13 protein-coding genes and 1 tRNA gene are annotated in these 17399 nt (G+C 41.3%); 6 read left to right on the top strand and 8 right to left on the bottom strand.

Annotated features, from left to right (window positions below; all coding sequences use genetic code 11):
* Positions 1-35 precede the first annotated feature (35 nt).
* The 8 genes from C7972_RS03935 to C7972_RS03900 all read right to left on the bottom strand — a co-directional run bounded on the left by C7972_RS03935 (position 36) and on the right by C7972_RS03900 (position 7911).
* The gene (locus C7972_RS03935; protein WP_110354929.1) at positions 36-617 is read right to left on the bottom strand and encodes an RNA polymerase sigma-70 factor; all 582 of its coding nucleotides are present in this window, start codon (positions 615-617) and stop codon (positions 36-38) included.
* Positions 618-1320: 703 nt separating this feature from the next.
* Positions 1321-4296: a PA14 domain-containing protein gene (locus C7972_RS03930; protein ID WP_110354928.1), complete on the bottom strand. Its 2976-nt coding sequence runs from the start codon at positions 4294-4296 to the stop codon at positions 1321-1323.
* Positions 4297-5337: 1041 nt separating this feature from the next.
* Entirely contained in the window at positions 5338-5658 is a 321-nt protein-coding gene (locus C7972_RS03925) for a type II toxin-antitoxin system RelE/ParE family toxin (RefSeq protein WP_110354927.1), read from the bottom strand.
* Positions 5649-5891, bottom strand: a complete 243-nt coding sequence (locus C7972_RS03920; protein WP_110354926.1) for a hypothetical protein — start codon at positions 5889-5891, stop codon at positions 5649-5651. Before C7972_RS03920 ends, C7972_RS03925 begins: the two co-directional genes overlap by 10 nt.
* 434 nt (positions 5892-6325) lie before the next feature.
* Positions 6326-6559 carry a type II toxin-antitoxin system RelE/ParE family toxin gene (locus C7972_RS03915; RefSeq protein ID WP_258364765.1) on the bottom strand — a complete coding sequence of 78 codons (234 nt, stop codon included), beginning with the start codon at positions 6557-6559 and terminating at the stop codon, positions 6326-6328.
* Positions 6559-6741: a hypothetical protein gene (locus C7972_RS03910; protein WP_258364764.1), complete on the bottom strand. Its 183-nt coding sequence runs from the start codon at positions 6739-6741 to the stop codon at positions 6559-6561. The genes C7972_RS03915 and C7972_RS03910 overlap by 1 nt, the downstream gene beginning before the upstream one ends.
* Positions 6742-6883: 142 nt before the next feature.
* Positions 6884-7603 carry a phage integrase SAM-like domain and Arm DNA-binding domain-containing protein gene (locus C7972_RS03905; protein WP_181422812.1) on the bottom strand — a complete coding sequence of 240 codons (720 nt, stop codon included), beginning with the start codon at positions 7601-7603 and terminating at the stop codon, positions 6884-6886.
* A gap of 236 nt (positions 7604-7839) precedes the next feature.
* Positions 7840-7911: transfer RNA gene (locus C7972_RS03900), tRNA-Arg, on the bottom strand.
* 287 nt (positions 7912-8198) lie between these two features.
* On the opposite strand from C7972_RS03900, the gene C7972_RS03895 reads away from it, so the two are divergent.
* From C7972_RS03895 to C7972_RS03870, 6 genes are all read left to right on the top strand, one after another.
* Complete coding sequence (locus C7972_RS03895) at positions 8199-9878, top strand: ribulokinase (protein ID WP_110354923.1); 1680 nt, start codon at positions 8199-8201, stop codon at positions 9876-9878.
* A 38-nt stretch (positions 9879-9916) separates the two neighbouring features.
* Positions 9917-11698, top strand: a complete 1782-nt coding sequence (locus tag C7972_RS03890) for an L-fucose isomerase (RefSeq protein ID WP_110354922.1) — start codon at positions 9917-9919, stop codon at positions 11696-11698.
* 50 nt (positions 11699-11748) lie between these two features.
* Positions 11749-12975: a sialidase family protein gene (locus C7972_RS03885; RefSeq protein ID WP_110354921.1), complete on the top strand. Its 1227-nt coding sequence runs from the start codon at positions 11749-11751 to the stop codon at positions 12973-12975.
* Between the two features lie 76 nt (positions 12976-13051).
* Entirely contained in the window at positions 13052-14212 is a 1161-nt protein-coding gene (locus tag C7972_RS03880; protein ID WP_220020864.1) for an exo-alpha-sialidase, read from the top strand.
* Positions 14213-14292: 80 nt separating this feature from the next.
* The gene (locus C7972_RS03875) at positions 14293-15516 is read left to right on the top strand and encodes an exo-alpha-sialidase (protein ID WP_110355145.1); all 1224 of its coding nucleotides are present in this window, start codon (positions 14293-14295) and stop codon (positions 15514-15516) included.
* A gap of 290 nt (positions 15517-15806) precedes the next feature.
* The gene (locus C7972_RS03870; RefSeq protein WP_110354920.1) at positions 15807-17291 is read left to right on the top strand and encodes a sodium:solute symporter; all 1485 of its coding nucleotides are present in this window, start codon (positions 15807-15809) and stop codon (positions 17289-17291) included.
* Positions 17292-17399: the final 108 nt, after the last annotated feature.

The following is a 17399-nucleotide window of genomic DNA, read 5'->3' as shown; positions in this document are numbered from 1 at the left end:
CTATAAAGTATAGACGATTCAAAATGGAAAGGTACTTAAGCCAAAATTGAAAAAAATAAAAAAAAAGGCAAAAAATCCTTTAAATGGAATTTCATATGTTTTAAGGCATTGAAGATATGGTTGTCTACCGTTCGTTTGGAAAGATTAAGTATTTGCGCAACCTCTCTGTTGCTCAGCCCCTCTACCCGGCTTTTTATAAAGACATTTTTGCACTTTTCCGGAAGCAATTCAATACTGTTTCTAATCTTTTTATTTAGTTCATTTTCCAAAAGTAAAGAGGCCGATTCATCTTTTATAAACCGGCATTGTGCCTCCATGTTTCCTTGGTAATAATTATGGGAATATAAATTCTTAACCTTTCTATGCTTAATTTGGTCCAAGCATGCATTTTTGGTCATCGTATAAAGATAATTATTGACATTGTTGATCTTATCAAGCTTATCTTTCTGCTCCCAAACCTTTAAAAATACATTCTGAACTATATCCTCTGCTTCCTCCATTGAACCTAAATACCCTTTGGATATATGCAATAGTTTATCGTAATAAAGGCGAAACAAAGCTTCATAGGCCTCTTCATCTCCCTTTTTTAAAAGATCAATAAAAAAAATGGAATGCACGTTGGTGGTGGTGGTTTTTCAGGATTTTAATTATAAGTCTCAGTCTAGTTTGCGATAGTATTTTTAATTAAATAAATTCCTCGTTCCAAATTATTGTAATCGTCCATGTATTTTCCAAATGGATCGGAAAGTACAGGGGTTTTATATATGATGTCCAATATAAACCCTAGGGTTCTTAACTGGAACTGGTACCCATTTTATTAATTCTCCATAGCAATCATTAAAAATAAACGCCTACCAATATAGGATATATTACCAGAATTTCAAACGCTATAAATCTCTATCCCACAATTTGGCCCTATCAATAATATTAAATTTCCAGGATTTTTGTTAAATATATACATTTTCCCCAATATGAAGGCCTAATGGTAAAATACAGGGCCATTCCCTAAATTCCAGGTCAAAATTCCTATAGGATATATATACCCTTGTCCCATTCACCCTGTCTTAGGAACTACATTAGAGACCCAGTATTCCAACAGCAAAGACCAGAGTTCGCAATTCAATTATATATACAAGATACTTTTAGCCTTCACCAATAAACATAGATATAAGCAAAAATATATTGTAGATCAATTAAAAACTCCTTGTCAATATTCATAAACCTACGGTATCTTAACATTGGCTATCGGAACAGTGCTTATTCCAGAGGTAATAAAAAAACAGGGCCATGATTACATGACCCTGTTCAATGGACTTTCAACTAATAGTCCGTTACGTTTATTGACTTGTCCTTAGGTATTTTGTTCAAGGTGTACCAAGCCTCGGTAGACCAGAGTGTTTTCCCCGTATCACTTTTCAATGTGGGGTTTAGGTGAAAGTAGACCATATGATTTTCCTGCAATCCATTGATAGCCACAAATACTTTCTTACGATCTTTGGATAATTGTACCCGCGATAATTTCATTTTGGCTTTCCCTAATTTAGGGCCTCCGTATTCTGGAGTGGGCAAATAATACCAAGTTTCCACTTCCATATGCGACGGACTTAAAGTTATATCCCCGGCCAATGGCTCCGTCAACTCAATTTCAAAGCCATTGGACAACGCATTTATGCGCAACATTTCAAATGTGGAACTCCCATTGAATTCCAAACGCTGGAGACCATAGTTTAATTTCCCATAATGACCCCAATTCCCCGAAACACCAATACCACCCACAATCAAAGATCCATCAGGGGCCCATACCAATCTATTTACCCCGGCCTCGACTCCTTGGGAAAACCTGAACACACTCCCCTGTAATTGCCCTTCTACCTCTTCATAAGCAACCCTCTTTATACCTCCATGGGTAACCTCCCCATGAATCAACTGGTTTTTATATGGGCCGAGGTTTAAGTAGGTTGGCTGACTGGGAGAATTGCCTATTTCGTCCTGGGGCAGCCAAACCACTGGAAGTTTTTCTTTCAAATCCTTAGTACCATTGAAGTCTACGGACCGTGACCCATAGAATTCCCCCTTTTTAATATGAACGATTTTGGACGCGGGCAGCCAATCCCCTTGGTTGTCCGCCACAAAAATCTCGTCATCCCCATTGAGTCCGATTCCATTGGGAGTTCTAAGGCCAGAAGCTATAAATTGGACAGTTCCATCCAATGGATTTATTTTAACGACCTTGCCCCTATCCGCTATCTGTGGATCGGCACTTGCCCCACCAGGTAATATGGCGGTTGCCAGTGTAGCATAGAAATAACCCTCCTTATACGCCAGACCAAATGCGAATTCGTGAAAGTTGGCCGAAACCCTCCAATCGTTGCTCACCGTCTCGTACTCGTCTACAACTTCATCACCGTCATGGTCAATGAGCCTGGTAAGCTCATGTTTTTGCAATACGTAGATCTCATTGCCCACTACTTTGACCCCCAAAGGTTCGGCCAGACCTGTCGCGATTCTTTTTACCTCAATGTCATTGCGGTCCTTCGCCAAATAGTTTTTAATATAGTACACAGAGCCATCGGCATCCCAAGTACTTAAAACGAGGGTGCTATCTGGTTTAAAGTCCATGCCCCCTACCCTTGGTTCAAAACCATCGGGCCTCATATCGTAAAGGGAAAAGGATGGGTGTACAGCTACCAGTGATGTTTTGTCGCCCGGCATGTGCACCTCTTGTGGAGGGGGAGGCGGCAATGGTTTGGATTTTATAAAATCTTTGGAAGAATAGGAAAGTACTTCTTCGGAAACAATCCCAAATGTGTTGGTTTTTTTATCAAACCATTGCAAGGAAACTGCAGCGCCCCCACCTCCCTGTTCAAAAACTATCTTTATCGCATGTTTCCCCGCCTTTAGATAGGTTTCCCCATCTATGGCCTCAAAAGCATGATATCCCCCATTGTCTATAACCAATTTATCATCAATATACAGGTGAGAACCGTCATCACTAATTAATCTGAACACATAGCTATCCTCCTTCTCTATCTTTATCTCGCCCTGGAAAATAATTTTTATGTCCTTGCCATACTCCCCAAAGTCCTTGGTGGAGAGTACATGAATACTATTGGTTACCCCGTTCTTTATTGGAGCTTCGGTATATCCCCCCTCCTTGTCAATAGGATCCTTAACATATAAATTGGCCACAAGGCCGGCACCATTTTTTGGTTCCATATCCGACTCGAAATTTAATGGATTGGATGCTTCGCCCAAGGTGTATTTTAAAGGGTTGCCCTCGGAGTCATTATTGCCATTGTCATCCAAAGCAAGTATATATTTCACCATTTCCTCTAGGTCATTATCATCCAAGTCGGGATGTGGGGTCATTGCCGCCTGGCCCCAAACACCACTTCCACCCGTCTTTATTTTACCGACCAATTTTTCGATCGTTCCCGAATCATCACCATATTTTTCCGCAATGCTCATATACGAAGGCCCAACAGTCTTTGCCGTTTCGTTATGGCAGGCCACACAATCGTTTTGCGCTACAAGGGCCGCACCTGTTGGTTGTGCACCATTCCCTGACCCGGAAATTACCGCATTCCCCTCCAGCTTATCAAAACCGGGATGAAAAAAGAGGCTTAATTTTGTATTGACTTTGTTTAATAGAAGGGTGCCTTCAATTTCAATAATTTCGCCATCATCAAAGGGTACGAACTCCTTCTTTATTTCCCCAAAAGTGCCATCCGTGGAAAAATCCCCTTCATTTTCCAGGGAAGAAAGTACAGTCCTTAAACCCACCTTATAATCAGTAGGGTTGGCCAGCGTAAAATACCTGATCAATCCGTTTTTATCCCCATCGCGTTGGTACCTGGGTGATTCCTCTACCAATATTACCCTTCCTTCAGGAGTTATAAGTTGGAACTTAAAAATTACTTCCCCCTTCTCAAACCTATGTCCCTTATACTGGACCTCTGGAACCTCTTCCACTCCATCCTTTAACAGAACCCAGGACTCTTCATGGGAGTAATAGGCATACCCAAGGCTAGTGGGTTGGGGACCGTGATTGGTTGTATATACCGCCCCATCAAATGACACTCCCCCACTCCAGGCCTTATACAAGGTAGCGGTTTGGGTGTCATAGGAAAGCCAAAGATTTTCGTCCAGAGCAGCTGTAGCCATTCTAGGTTTTTCATCCAAAACCGACCTAAAGACCCAAACGTCCCTAGGTCGTTCAACATCAGATTTGGACTTGTTCAAATTACAACTCACTAAAAGCCCAAAGGCAAAAAAGGATACAACTAATTGCTTCATAAAATAATTCTAGTATTAATATTATTTCGGTTGATTTAATTAAACTTTGATCTTAAGATAACCTCCAATAGGGACCTCGCCATATTAAAATTGCCACAACAATTTATCTGATTATTAGGCATATAGGAATCTAAAACAATCGGCCTTAAAGATTTATCACCATATAGACGACTTACACTGTCCATATACCTAAATTCAGATAAAAAATAACCGTATTCCGTATAGCATTACTATTCCGCAGTTAAGTTTCATATTGAAATATATGGGCTTAATCTATCAAAAAACAGGTAAGCCTTCCGAGTTTTAAGTTGTAAATAGAACACTGGTCAAATCCCGATTTTGAAAGAAGGTGGCCAGAACCCCTAGGACATTGAAATTGGACATACCAGCAAAGCCAAGCTAGAGAACCACGTCCATCAGCCATTTATTAGTTAAGCAAATAGCGGACATGAGTTACAAAACCTCAGTTCGATAAAAAAACCTCGTAAAAAACATAGTAGTTTTTTGAAATATCTAAAAAAATAAATAGGTAGCAATGTTGTTGCTTACAGTGGTGTATATAACACAACATTTTGAGATACAGATATGATCCAATTAATGCTGTGGTCAAAAAGGATGGAGCCTTTAAAAATTTGGTTCTATATTAGAATGTTCAGCACAGGATTGCATTCAAATACCAACTCCTTTTGTGCTGATCACGCCTATAACAACTACTCCGCAGCCAAGTCAGGAATCACTTCGGCTCCGCTCAGCACAGGCTTCGATTCAAAAGCTGGCGCTTTTGGTGCTGCGCACCTTTGGTTCGTGACCTCACCAAGAATCGAACCTCTATTCGCAAGCCCTATATTTTATAGGTACTCCTCTTATAAGGCTTTTCAATGTTGACGATTTGTGAACTTTTTTCAGGATTTTTCTTCCGTCATTACAAAAGTAATCAAATGGATATAAAAGGTATTGCTTAAAACTACCCATGTTTAAAACCGAATAGTAATCAAGGTAATTCCATCACTTATGAGTTAATCTGTGACTGAACTATCGTATTTACTGCGACCTCCTTATTTTTAGGGGATATTGTCGAACGTCGAAAACATCAATGATTTCAACGCGATTTTCGTCTTTGTTTACCCAGTAAATAATTTTATAATTTTTTTTGTAGATCAGATATCGAAAACCTTGCCCCCTGTCTTTTAATAATTCTTCGATTTGGCCAATTTCAGGTTGGATATTTAATTTAGAAGGCTCATTAAAAATTCCGTCCACAAGTTTTTTGGCTATACGATTACCTGCTTTTTTCTGATAATGTTTAAATATACTATGAAGTTGATCCTCGGCGAATCCCGTCCAAAATATTTCTAAACCCATTTGTCGATTTTGGCTTTTAAATCGCTTGCCTTGATTAGTCTCCCATTTTTGGAATCGTCCATCGATTGATTAATTCGGTCATTAAACTCTTCGATCGTCAAAGGCTCAAACTCTTCGTTAGTTAAAGTTTTGGTTTCTTTGCTCAATATTTTTTCAAGATGGGAAATGACCTCTTCGCTTTGTAATTTCAAAAACTCCTGTACAAACTTAATTTTTCTAGATTGTAGGTCCATTTTAATTAGCTTTTACTCAAAGATACAGAATTATTGAATTTGACCCCACTTTTAATTATTTGATGACTGTTATAGCTCTTGATTTGCCCAGACCATTTTTCTCCAAATCTTACCAGGACTAACCTTGCGCCGGATCCTGTTTCGATTTTATAGTGTTCAGGCAGATAAGCGTTACATAAAATCGAAATAGGGCGCATTGAGCTTATGTTGAATAATTGTAATGCCCGTTGTAATTTTATTAAAATATTTTAAAGTGCATTTCACTTGGTCTTATTACTCAGGTAAACAGCAACCGTGCATACAGTTCTATGGGAATATTAGAGGTGTGACAAACCTATTCCTAGTCAATTGTGCTTTTATATTTATTTAGATCGCTGTTTTAACTTTTTGGGATCCTCTCTTGTATCGAAGAGAGTGATAATTTCTATTTCCTTCTAGGGGAAATTTACGCGGTAGAAAAATGTAGTTTGCTTTGTAACCACGCATTTGTACATTCCTCCAAATTCCATTGATTTTTGACAACTTTCAGGGTATTCCGAAATCTGCTCAATTTTTGCATTCAATTTTGCCAAAAAGTCTTTTTTAACCTTAAGGTTCCATTCCTCCAATAAATATTCGGTAAGTTTTCTGAGTTTGTATTCGGCAAGTTCAGAAAAGAAAACCTCCATCAAGAAATCTTTTTAAGCACTTCGCTAAATGAAGTCCGTTTTCCGTCTTCCAATTGCTTGATTCCCTTCTTAATTTCGGCTTGTTCTGATTCGCTTAATTCATTCCAAAAGTCGGATTTTTCGTTGTTAATAAAATCCGTTACTTTTTTTATGAAGTTATCATTTTCGATATTCAATATCATTTTGACAAGTTCTATTTTTGATGCTTTGATATCCATTTCGATTCCTTTCCTTCAAATTTACAAAAAATCACATTCTCATGGAAATTTTGTCAGAATGTAGCACAATGGATCGGGTGAGAAATAAAATGCTCAGAATCTGTACTCAATATAATTTCAAATTCCCTTTATGATAATTCTGTTTTGATTGGAATTTTATACCATCCAACTGTAGCCTTCCCCTTTTTGTAGCCTTCCCCTTTTTCCATTCAATTTGATAAGCCAGGGTAACCATTCTGCGAAGTCGCTGTATATGCTTCATTACTGCATTATTTCCTATTTTCTTTTGGTAATGCCTAGGAGTATGACCACGGAGGAAATTCTCAAAATTCAAGATAAACTGGTAGTCGAGTTCCGACAACTCTATGTTGTCCATTTTGTATTCTTTTTTTAAAAAAAGTAAAATATACTTTTGGCTAATGAGGTATAGCCGTGAAGTATTGTGATGGAGTTTGTGGAACATTTTGGTATTATGATACTCGATAATATCCTTTAAGGTGTAATGCACCACTTTGACATCCCCAACAAATTTGGCTTTGATTATCTGGGGAGTAATACGCCTATCCTCCGCCCTTAATTCCTGATAACATTGAAATAGTTTAGAATGCACCTCGTCCAAGTACTGATTGAGGTCCCTTGCAGTTTTGCCTGTTCCCCTTATCCGTTGTTTTTGAGGGTTCCAAAGCTGTATATCGATTCGCCTTTTAAGGCTAATATTGAGCTTTTTCCCATCTACGGTTATTCTTGCATAGAGCGGAGCAAGATTATTCTTAGTTCTTTTGGCGTATATCCAGAATAGGATAGAAAAAGTTGTGGTAGAGCGCATAACAATCATCTTTAAGTTGAACTTAATTGAAGACGAAAGTCAAATCACCAATAATAGTTCATCTTAGACCTTGAAAATAAGTTGCTTCAAGTTACGAAAACATTTGAAAAAAATGTTGACGATTTGTGAACTCTATCCTTTGATATCAAATAAACCCATTTGATATCAAAATTTATCTAAAACACTGTAAATCAGTTTAATTTGTATTAAATTAACCCACTTTACAAGTTAAAAAGTGACCTCACCAAGAATCGAACTTGGATCTAAAGTTTAGGAAACTTCTATTCTATCCGTTGAACTATGAGGCCATTGGCAGTTCATTATTTTAAACTGCGGCTGCAAAAGTAAAATATATTTGATAAAAAAACTCGATACTTTATGGATAGTTTTTGAATAATTGCAATGTATTTGCTTTTTCGGTGTCTTTTTCAGCAGAAAACCTCATAAATACAATTTTTAAGTCAATAAATTGCCGCAATTGTTAACCAATAGCCCCATTTGTTAAATAACTAAATATATAACAGGAGTATGGGGATAATTTTTTAAATTGCTTGCTTAAACGTTTAAATTCGTTAAACCTTTATTCCAACCGCTAATGCAAAACCGGAAATATACCCTTGGGGTCGACTATGGAACAGACTCCGTAAGGACCATGATAATAGATACCAGCAATGGCCAGATTATGGGTCAGGCCGTTGCCTTATACGAAAGATGGGGCCAAGATATGTACTGTCGTCCGGAAATAAATCAGTTTAGACAACACCCCTTGGATTACATTGAAGGCCTCAAAAAAGCCATTAAAGAGGCCACTGCACCTCTTTCCCAAGAAATCATAGACGGCATAGCTGCCATTTCTATTGCCACCACCGGTTCTACTCCCATAGCCATCAACAAGGAGGGCACGCCCTTGGCAATGCTCCCGGGTTTTGAAGAAAATCCACACGGCATGTTTATACTTTGGAAAGATCATACAGCCGTTGGGGAAGCCAAGGAAATCAACGAATTGGCACACCAAGAAAATGGCATTGACTATACCAAATACAGTGGTGGCGAATATTCCTCTGAGTGGTTTTGGGCCAAGATCCTACATACCCTGCGCGTTGATAACAAAGTACGGGAAGCGGCCTTCTCCTGGATAGAACACTGCGATTGGATACCGGCACTACTCACAGGAACTACCGATCCCCTAAGTATAAAAAGAAGCCGATGTGCGGCAGGGCACAAGGCCATGTGGCACCCCGACTGGGGCGGCCTGCCACCAGAAAGTTTCTGGACCGAACTGGACCCTCTCCTAACCGGATTAAGAGAGCGTTTATATAAATACACCTACACCTCAGATCAGGCCGTAGGCACTATTTCCGAAGATTGGGCACAAATATTGGGACTGCCCAAAGATGTAATTATTGGCACAGGATCTATCGATGCCCATATTGGGGCCATTGGCAGCGCTATAAAACCCTACCATATGGTAAAGGTGATCGGCACCTCTACCTGCGATATGATCGTTGCTCCTACGGAAGAAATAGGAAAAAAGGCCATCCGCGGTATCTGTGGACAGGTAGATGGGTCCATTCTTCCAAATATGATCGGACTGGAAGCTGGCCAAGCTGCCTTCGGCGATCTTTATGCCTGGTATAGGGAATTGTTGCTTTGGCCCGCAAACAAAATCATTGGGGACAGCAACTTATTGGATAGGGAAACCAAATCAAAATTGTTGGAAGAAATGGCCGATGGCATCCTTAACGAATTGACACTAGCCGCTAGCAAAATAGATATAGACACCTCTGGAATAATTGCGCTCGACTGGATGAACGGCAGGAGAACCCCAGACTCCAATCAAAACCTTAAAGGAGCCATTCAAGGCCTGACCTTGGGAACTACGGCCCCACATATCTTTAGGGCCTTGGTAGAGGCTACGGCCTTTGGTTCCAAAAAAATAGTAGAACAATTCCAAGCGGAGGGTGTCCGTATAGACGGTATTATCGCGATGGGCGGAGTAGCCCAAAAGTCGGGCTTTGTTATGCAGATCCTAGCCGATGTCCTCAACTTTCCCATTCGCATAATCAAATCGGAACAAACCTGTGCCCTTGGTGCGGCCATGGCAGCAGCAGTAGCCTCGGGTATCCACAACACCTTTCTGGAGGCACAAAATGCTATGGGCAGCGGATTTCAAAAAGAATACTTCCCTGTCCCTGAAAATGCAAAAAAATATAAGGAGCTATATGCCAATTACAACGCATTGGGCCACTTTGTAGAAACCCAAGAATTACAATAAACTCAAATGCTAGAAATCAACACACTAAAATATAAGTAATGCAAAACAAACACAACCATTTAGGAGCCGTACCCAAAGTAGGGATAAGACCGGTAATCGATGCCCGATTGGGTGGAATAAGGGAATCCTTGGAACAGACCACCATGGCCATGGCCCAACGGGTCGCCGATTTTCTTTCCAACAACCTCAGAAACTATAACGGCAGCCAGGTAGAATGTGTCATTGCGGATACCACCATTGGCAGGGTTCCCGAAGCACAGAAATGTGAGGAAAAATTTCTTAGGGAAGGGGTAGGACTTTCCATCACAGTAACATCATGCTGGTGTTACGGCACCGAAACCATAGATATGAACCCCACTCGCCCAAAAGCCATTTGGGGATTTAACGGTACGGAAAGACCTGGGGCGGTATACTTAGCGGCCGCCTTGGCCGGACATGCCCAAAAAGGGGTGCCTGCCTTTAGTATTTACGGAAAAGAAGTGCAGGACAGCGATGACGAGAACATCCCTGAAGATGTTCAAAAGCTGTTATTGCAATTTACCAAAGCCGGATTGGCAGTGGCCATGATGAACGGTAAATCGTACCTATCCATAGGTTCTGTTTCCATGGGGATAGCCGGTTCCATAGTCAATGAAAGTTTTTTTCAGGATTACTTGGGCATGCGGAATGAGTATGTGGATATGAGCGAGGTAAACCGTAGGATGCAGCACGGCATATTTGATCCGGAAGAATTTAAAAAAGCCTTGGAATGGACCAAGGAGAACTGCAAGGAAGGTAAAAATTACAATGCCAAAGAATTACAAAAACCAAGGCCTCGTATGGATGAAGAATGGGAAACCGTGGTAAAAATGACATTGATAGCCAGAGACCTTATGATCGGCAACCCCAAATTGGCCGAATTGGGCTACGGTGAGGAAGCGCTAGGGCACGGCGCCATTGCAGCAGGATTCCAAGGGCAACGACAATGGAACGACTATATGCCCAATGGCGATTTTATGGAGGCCATTCTCAACTCCTCCTTTGATTGGTCTGGAGTTCGCCCTCCATATATGATGGCTACTGAAAATGACAGTTTAAACGGCATCTCCATGCTATTTGGTTATCTATTGACCAACCAAGCACAAATGTTCTCCGATGTAAGAACCTTTTGGAGTCCGGCTTCCGTAGAAAGGGTCACTGGCCACAAGCTTCAAGGCAAGGCGGCCAATGGAATTATACACCTTATCAATTCCGGATCATCAACGCTCGACGGGACAGGAGAGCAGGAAATAGACGGGAAACCGGCCATGAAACCTTTCTGGGAAATTTCGGAATCGGAAGCTGCAAAATGCCTGGAAGCCACAGACTGGCCACCCGCTATGTACGAGTATTTTGGAGGCGGGGGATACTCCTCCCATTTTGTTACCAAAGGCGAAATGCCAGTGACCATGTGTAGGATCAATGTGGTAAAAGGATTGGGGCCCGTTATGCAGATTGTTGAAGGATGGACGGTAGGCCTCCCCGAAGATGTACATAATACTTTGGATGCCAGGACCAATCCTACCTGGCCCACCACTTGGTTCGCTCCTAGATTAAACAAAGATCAAGCCTTTAAGGATGTATATAGCGTAATGAACAATTGGGGAGCCAATCACGGGGCTTTTAGTTATGGTCATTTTGGGGACGAAATAATAACACTTTGTTCCATGCTGAGAATTCCGGTAAATATGCACAATGTTGAACCGGAACGAATTTTTAGGCCCAAGGACTGGGCTTCTTTTGGCATGGATCAGGAAGCAGCCGACTATAGGGCCTGCCAAAATTATGGCCCCCTTTATTAGACCAGTGAAAATTATTCTTACTGAAAGGAACGTCCATATTTCATATATTGATGGAAATTAAAAATTATGACCACACCTTGACACAGAACATGATCCACAATAGATGCACCCAACTTATAAAGCTAATGTACTTTTTCTGTACCCTGTACCTACAGGCTCAGGGTACAGAAGGAACGGTAAAACATGTAAAAGTGTATTATGAGCCCGGTATGTTCGGGGGCTGGCCGGCCAACCATGGGATATGGAGTTGGGGCGATGAGATTTTGGTAGGTTTTTCCAAGGGCCATTACAAGGATCTGGGTCCCGATCGTCATAATTTCGACAAGGATAATCCAGAGCTTCATGTGCTGGCCCGAAGTCTTAACGGAGGTGAAACATGGACCATGGAAGACCCCGGAGCAGTAAACGGGGATCTGGTGGTACCCGATAACGGAAGTTATCACGGCATTATCAGAAAAGATGTCAAAGCCCCTGAACCGATCGCTGCCGAACAAATCGATTTCACCAATCCCGATCTGGCCTTTACAATACGTATGACGGACCACCACGGTGCAGAATCACGTCTTTGGTATTCCTATGACAGGGGAAAGGATTGGGAAGGTCCGTTTAAGTTGCCCAATTTTAATACGCCTGGAATTGGAGCACGAACCGACTATATTATTGATGGTAAAAATGAGTGTATGCTATTTCTTACTGCAGCCAAAGAGAATGGAAAAGAGGGGCGTGTGCTTTGTGTAAAAACAATTGATGGCGGTAAAAAATGGAACTTCGTTTCATGGATAGGGCCGGAACCAAAAGGATTTTCCATTATGCCAGCTTCCGTTAGGATATCCGATAAAGAAATTTTGGTAACCACTCGCAGAAGAGAGGAATCAGGAAAATTTATTGACGCCTACCTTTCCCAGGACAATGGTTTAAGCTGGAACCGCCTGCCCAACCCAGTGGACAATTGCGGACAGGGAAATCCCCCCGCCATGGTAAAAATGAAAGACGGAAGAATATGCCTGATCTATGGATACAGGGCATTGGAGGAGGATATCAAAAACAAACGGGACAAGAGCGAGATCAGGGCCAAAATTAGTAAAGACAATGGAAGAACATGGAGCAAGGATTATGTGCTACGTGACGACGGTTCCGGAAAAGATCTCGGTTACCCCAGGGTAGTGCAACGGGCAGACGGAAAAATTGTGGCCCTCTATTATTTTATGGACAAGAACACTGGCCCGGAACGTTATATAGCGGCCACCATTTGGAATCCCCCATCCATTGAAGATTAAAATTCATTATTATTAACATACAGCCTGATAAAAGTTCCCATTTATTGATTGTCTAATAGATAAAACAAAAATCACTATGAAAAGCATTCACTATTTTCTAACAGTATTGACCTTAATGATTTTTTCCTGCAAAGACAAAACGGAAAAAACGGCAACAACAGAAGAACTTAAAAGCGGCAATGACATTACTGGCAATTTCACTTTGCCCCCCCTGTCCCAACCAGGTCAAGGAGCCTACCTCAGTGGGGAGCTTATCTACCCCTTGGATAACAAACCCACACCGGAATGCCATGCCTCTACCATAGTGGAAACCCCCACCGGGATGGTGAGCGCATTTTTTGCAGGTACCCATGAGAAACACCCGGATGTTGGTATTCGGGTATCCCGTATGGTCGATGGGGAATGGACATGGCCGGAAGAAGTGGTCAATGGCGTGCAAAATGATACTCTTCGCTACCCTCTTTGGAATCCAGTACTATTTCAGCCGGCAGAAGGTCCGCTAATGTTGTTCTATAAAGAAGGCCCCGACCCCAGGACTTGGTGGGGAATGTTGATGACCTCCCCCGATGGGGGAATAACATGGTCCAAACCAGAAAAAATGGGAACCGACGAGAAAATTGGACACTTGTTGGGGCCTGTAAAAAACAAACCCATCCAGCTGGCCGATGGCACCATAATCTCACCTACCAGTACCGAATATAAACTGGAAGATGGGGATGTGGATTGGATGGTACACTTTGAAATAAGCAAGGACAATGGCAAGACTTGGGAGGTAGTTGGACCGATCAACGATGGAAAGGAATTTGATGCCATTCAGCCTAGCATTCTTACTTATCCCAATGGTAAAATGCAAGTTCTGTGTAGAACGAGACAAAATGTAATTTCCCAAAGTTGGTCCGAGGATCAAGGCCGGACCTGGAGTAAAATGACCGCTACCGAACTTCCCAATCCCAATTCCGGCACCGATGCCGTGACATTAAAAGATAACAGGCAGTTGCTCATATACAATCATACCACTAAAGAAGGGGAAGAACCCAAAGGGAGAAATATGCTGAATTTGGCGATATCCGATGACGGCATCAACTGGAAGCCCGTAATGACCTTGGAGAATGTTCCGGCCGAATCAGGATATTCATACCCTGCTGTAATACAAACCTCGGATGGCTTGGTACACATTACCTACACCTATGTAAGGCAATCTGTAAAACATGTAGTAATAGACCCAAAGCAGTTGTAATCTGTAAAAAGTAATTGGTCCAAAGAACAACTGGAAAGATATTGGTATCAGAAAACACTTATGACATCCAAAAGATAAGCATGGAGAAATATAAAATACTTAAAAAGTGGCAGTCCGTGGTTATCATGTTTTTGTTGATACTTATTCCACTTATATTCTCTGGATGTAAAGAGGATAAAACCGAAGATTATCCCAATCCGGTTTCCAATCCACAATCCAAATTGATGCTACAGGGAGATTGGCTTCAAGATCCACATGAAATTGATTTTGACAAACTCCCCAAAATCCCTGTTGAGCATACTGTGGTAAGCGATGTTACCCCAGACGGAGTTAACCAACACAATTATTTGGCCTATCATGACAATCGCTATTGGATTATGTGGAGCGATGGCCCAGGGGTTGAGGATAGAGTGGGTCAGGTAGTTAAATATTCTACCAGCACCGATGGTCTGCAATGGGACAAACCAAAATTCCTAACCACATATCCTGAAGGTTCAGGACCGGAGTCCCCCAATTACAACACTAGAACAGATCAGGGCCTCAGGTGGATTTCGAGAGGTTTTTGGGAATACAAAGGAGAATTTTTGGCATTGGCTTCCTTGGATGAGGCTAAAGGCTTTTTTGGTCCAGTATTGGCCCTCCATGCCTTTAAATGGAACAAAGAATCAGAATCATGGGAGTACCATGGCATAGTTATGGAAAATGCGATCAATAATTTCCCTCCCAAGAGATTACCTACCGGGGAGTGGCTCATGTCTCGCAGGTCGTTTGACTATGTTGAAAGGGGAGTCGATTTTATGGTTGGGGCAAAAGACAGTTTTGACCAATGGGAAGTCTATCCCGTTTTTGGAACCAGTACGCATCTGGAAGCGGAAGAACCCTATTGGTGGATCCTACCCGACAATAAAAACTTGATGGCACTTTTTCGGGACAATCGCAAAAGTGGATTTTTGTATCGCTCCTTTTCAACCGACAATGGCCGTAGCTGGAGTTCACCCATTCAATCCAACTTTCCGGATGCCCGATCCAAATTTCACGGCCTCCGATTGCAGGATGGAAGATATGTCCTGGTATCCAATTCCAATTATAAAAAACGGGACCCTTTAACCTTGGCTATAAGTGACGATGGCATGGTATTCACAAAAATTGGATATTTAGTTGGAGGAAGACACATAGATTACCCCCATGTATTGGAGCACGATGGATATCTACTGATAGCCTTTGCAGGGGATGCCAAACAGAAAATAGAAGTGGTAAAAGTAAAAGTCTCGGATTTGGATGAGTTGAAGATGCGGAATAAGTAATTTACCATCTGCCCCACCTTGTACAGTATGCTAAAATTAAGTGCCTACCACTAACTGCCCTCTCAAAATAAATCCACTTTCTTTTGAAATCACGAAATAATTAATTATCATTGCTTAATCGATAAAGCACCTATTAACGGTCTGACAATCAATTTCCTTTGTGAAGGCCAATTGATCCATTGCTTTGATCGTTGAGGTAAATTAAGAATTTTGCAAATAACCAATCTTTAAGTGGTGCAAAAATCCTACTTTTAGTAGCTAACACCATATAAGCTAAATAGCCAACACCAATGAACAGTTTAGATTTAATCGTATTTTTTATTTACATAGGGGGAATAGCCCTTTTCGGAGGCTCATTTTTTAAAAAGAGTAGAACTTCCTCTTCCTACACCATGGGCAACAAGGACATCCCTGGATGGGTAGTTACCATGTCCATATTTGCTACCTTTGTGAGTAGTATAAGTTACCTTGCCCTACCGGGGAATGCCTATCAATCCAATTGGAACGCCCTGGCCTTTAGCCTGTCCCTTCCCATTGCCTCTTTGATAGCCGTAAAATATTTTGTTCCGTTGTACAGAAAGATCAATAGTCCGTCTGCCTACACCTATATGGAACAACGTTTTGGTGCTTGGGCCAGAATCTATGTGTCCCTTTGTTACTTATTGACCCAATTAATGCGAATTGGGACCATACTCTACCTTTTGGCCCTGACCCTAAATGCAATAGTTGGTTGGGATATGGTCACCATCATAATTTTTACCGGTCTGGTAGTATCCGTATACTCTATGTTGGGCGGAATTACAGCAGTATTATGGACCGATGCCATTCAGGGCATTATTCTAATTGTTGGCGCCCTTGTATGTGTTGGCTTTATTCTCTTTAACATGCCGGAAGGCCCCGGACAAGTATTCCAAATTGCTGCAGATAATGATAAATTTGGATTGGGGAGCTTCAGTCTTAGCCTTACAGAACCTACATTCTGGGTAGTACTCGTTTACGGTGTATTCATCAATCTGCAAAATTATGGTATAGACCAGAATTATGTACAGCGATATATGGCTTCGAAATCTGACAAGGAGGCCCAAAAATCTGCATTGATAGGTGGGTTGATCTATCTACCCATTTCCGCCGTATTTCTTTTTATAGGAACTTCGCTTTTTGCATATTACCATTCGGCTGCCACTTTGCCTATAGAACTTCAAGATATAAATAAGAGCGATAGTGTATTCCCCCATTTCATTGTAAATGCTTTGCCTGCAGGGATAACAGGACTAATGATCGCCTCAATCTTTGCGGCAGGAATGAGTACCATCTCTACTAGTTTTAATAGTTCCGCGACCGTTTTTCTTACGGATTATTACAATAAATATTTTAAAAAGACGGCATCGGACAAGGAGGGAATGCGTGTACTCTATATTTCCTCGGCTATCATTAGCGTTATTGGTATCGTTATTGCCATAGCAATGATCAATGTAAAAAGTGCCTTGGATGCCTGGTGGAAACTTTCCTCCATTTTTAGTGGGGGCATGTTGGGACTATTACTTTTGGGACTGTTCTCCAAAACTAAAAATGTAAAAGGTGCTCTTATCGGGGTATTGGTAGGTATTTTGGTCATCGTATGGATGAGCTTATCCGGCACCCTTTTCGGAGAGGATTCCCTTGGTGCTTCCTTCCATACCTATTTAACTATTGTTTTTGGAACCGCGGCCATATTCCTAGTGGGCTTCTTGATCTCCATAATCAATAAAAAGACCGATGAAATGTATGAAAATTAAATTGAGGAAATAGTTTAATTGGGTTGAAAGGACACAAGAAAAGGATTTTGTTATCAATTGCCAACAAAGATAAATATGCCCATTTGGTATGAATTTCGTAATTTTAAC

The sequence above is a fragment of the Arenibacter sp. ARW7G5Y1 genome (assembly GCF_003201775.1).
GTDB lineage: Bacteria > Bacteroidota > Bacteroidia > Flavobacteriales > Flavobacteriaceae > Arenibacter.
The sequence above is the reverse complement of the archived record's forward strand: the minus strand, read 5'-3'. Positions and strand labels throughout refer to the sequence as shown.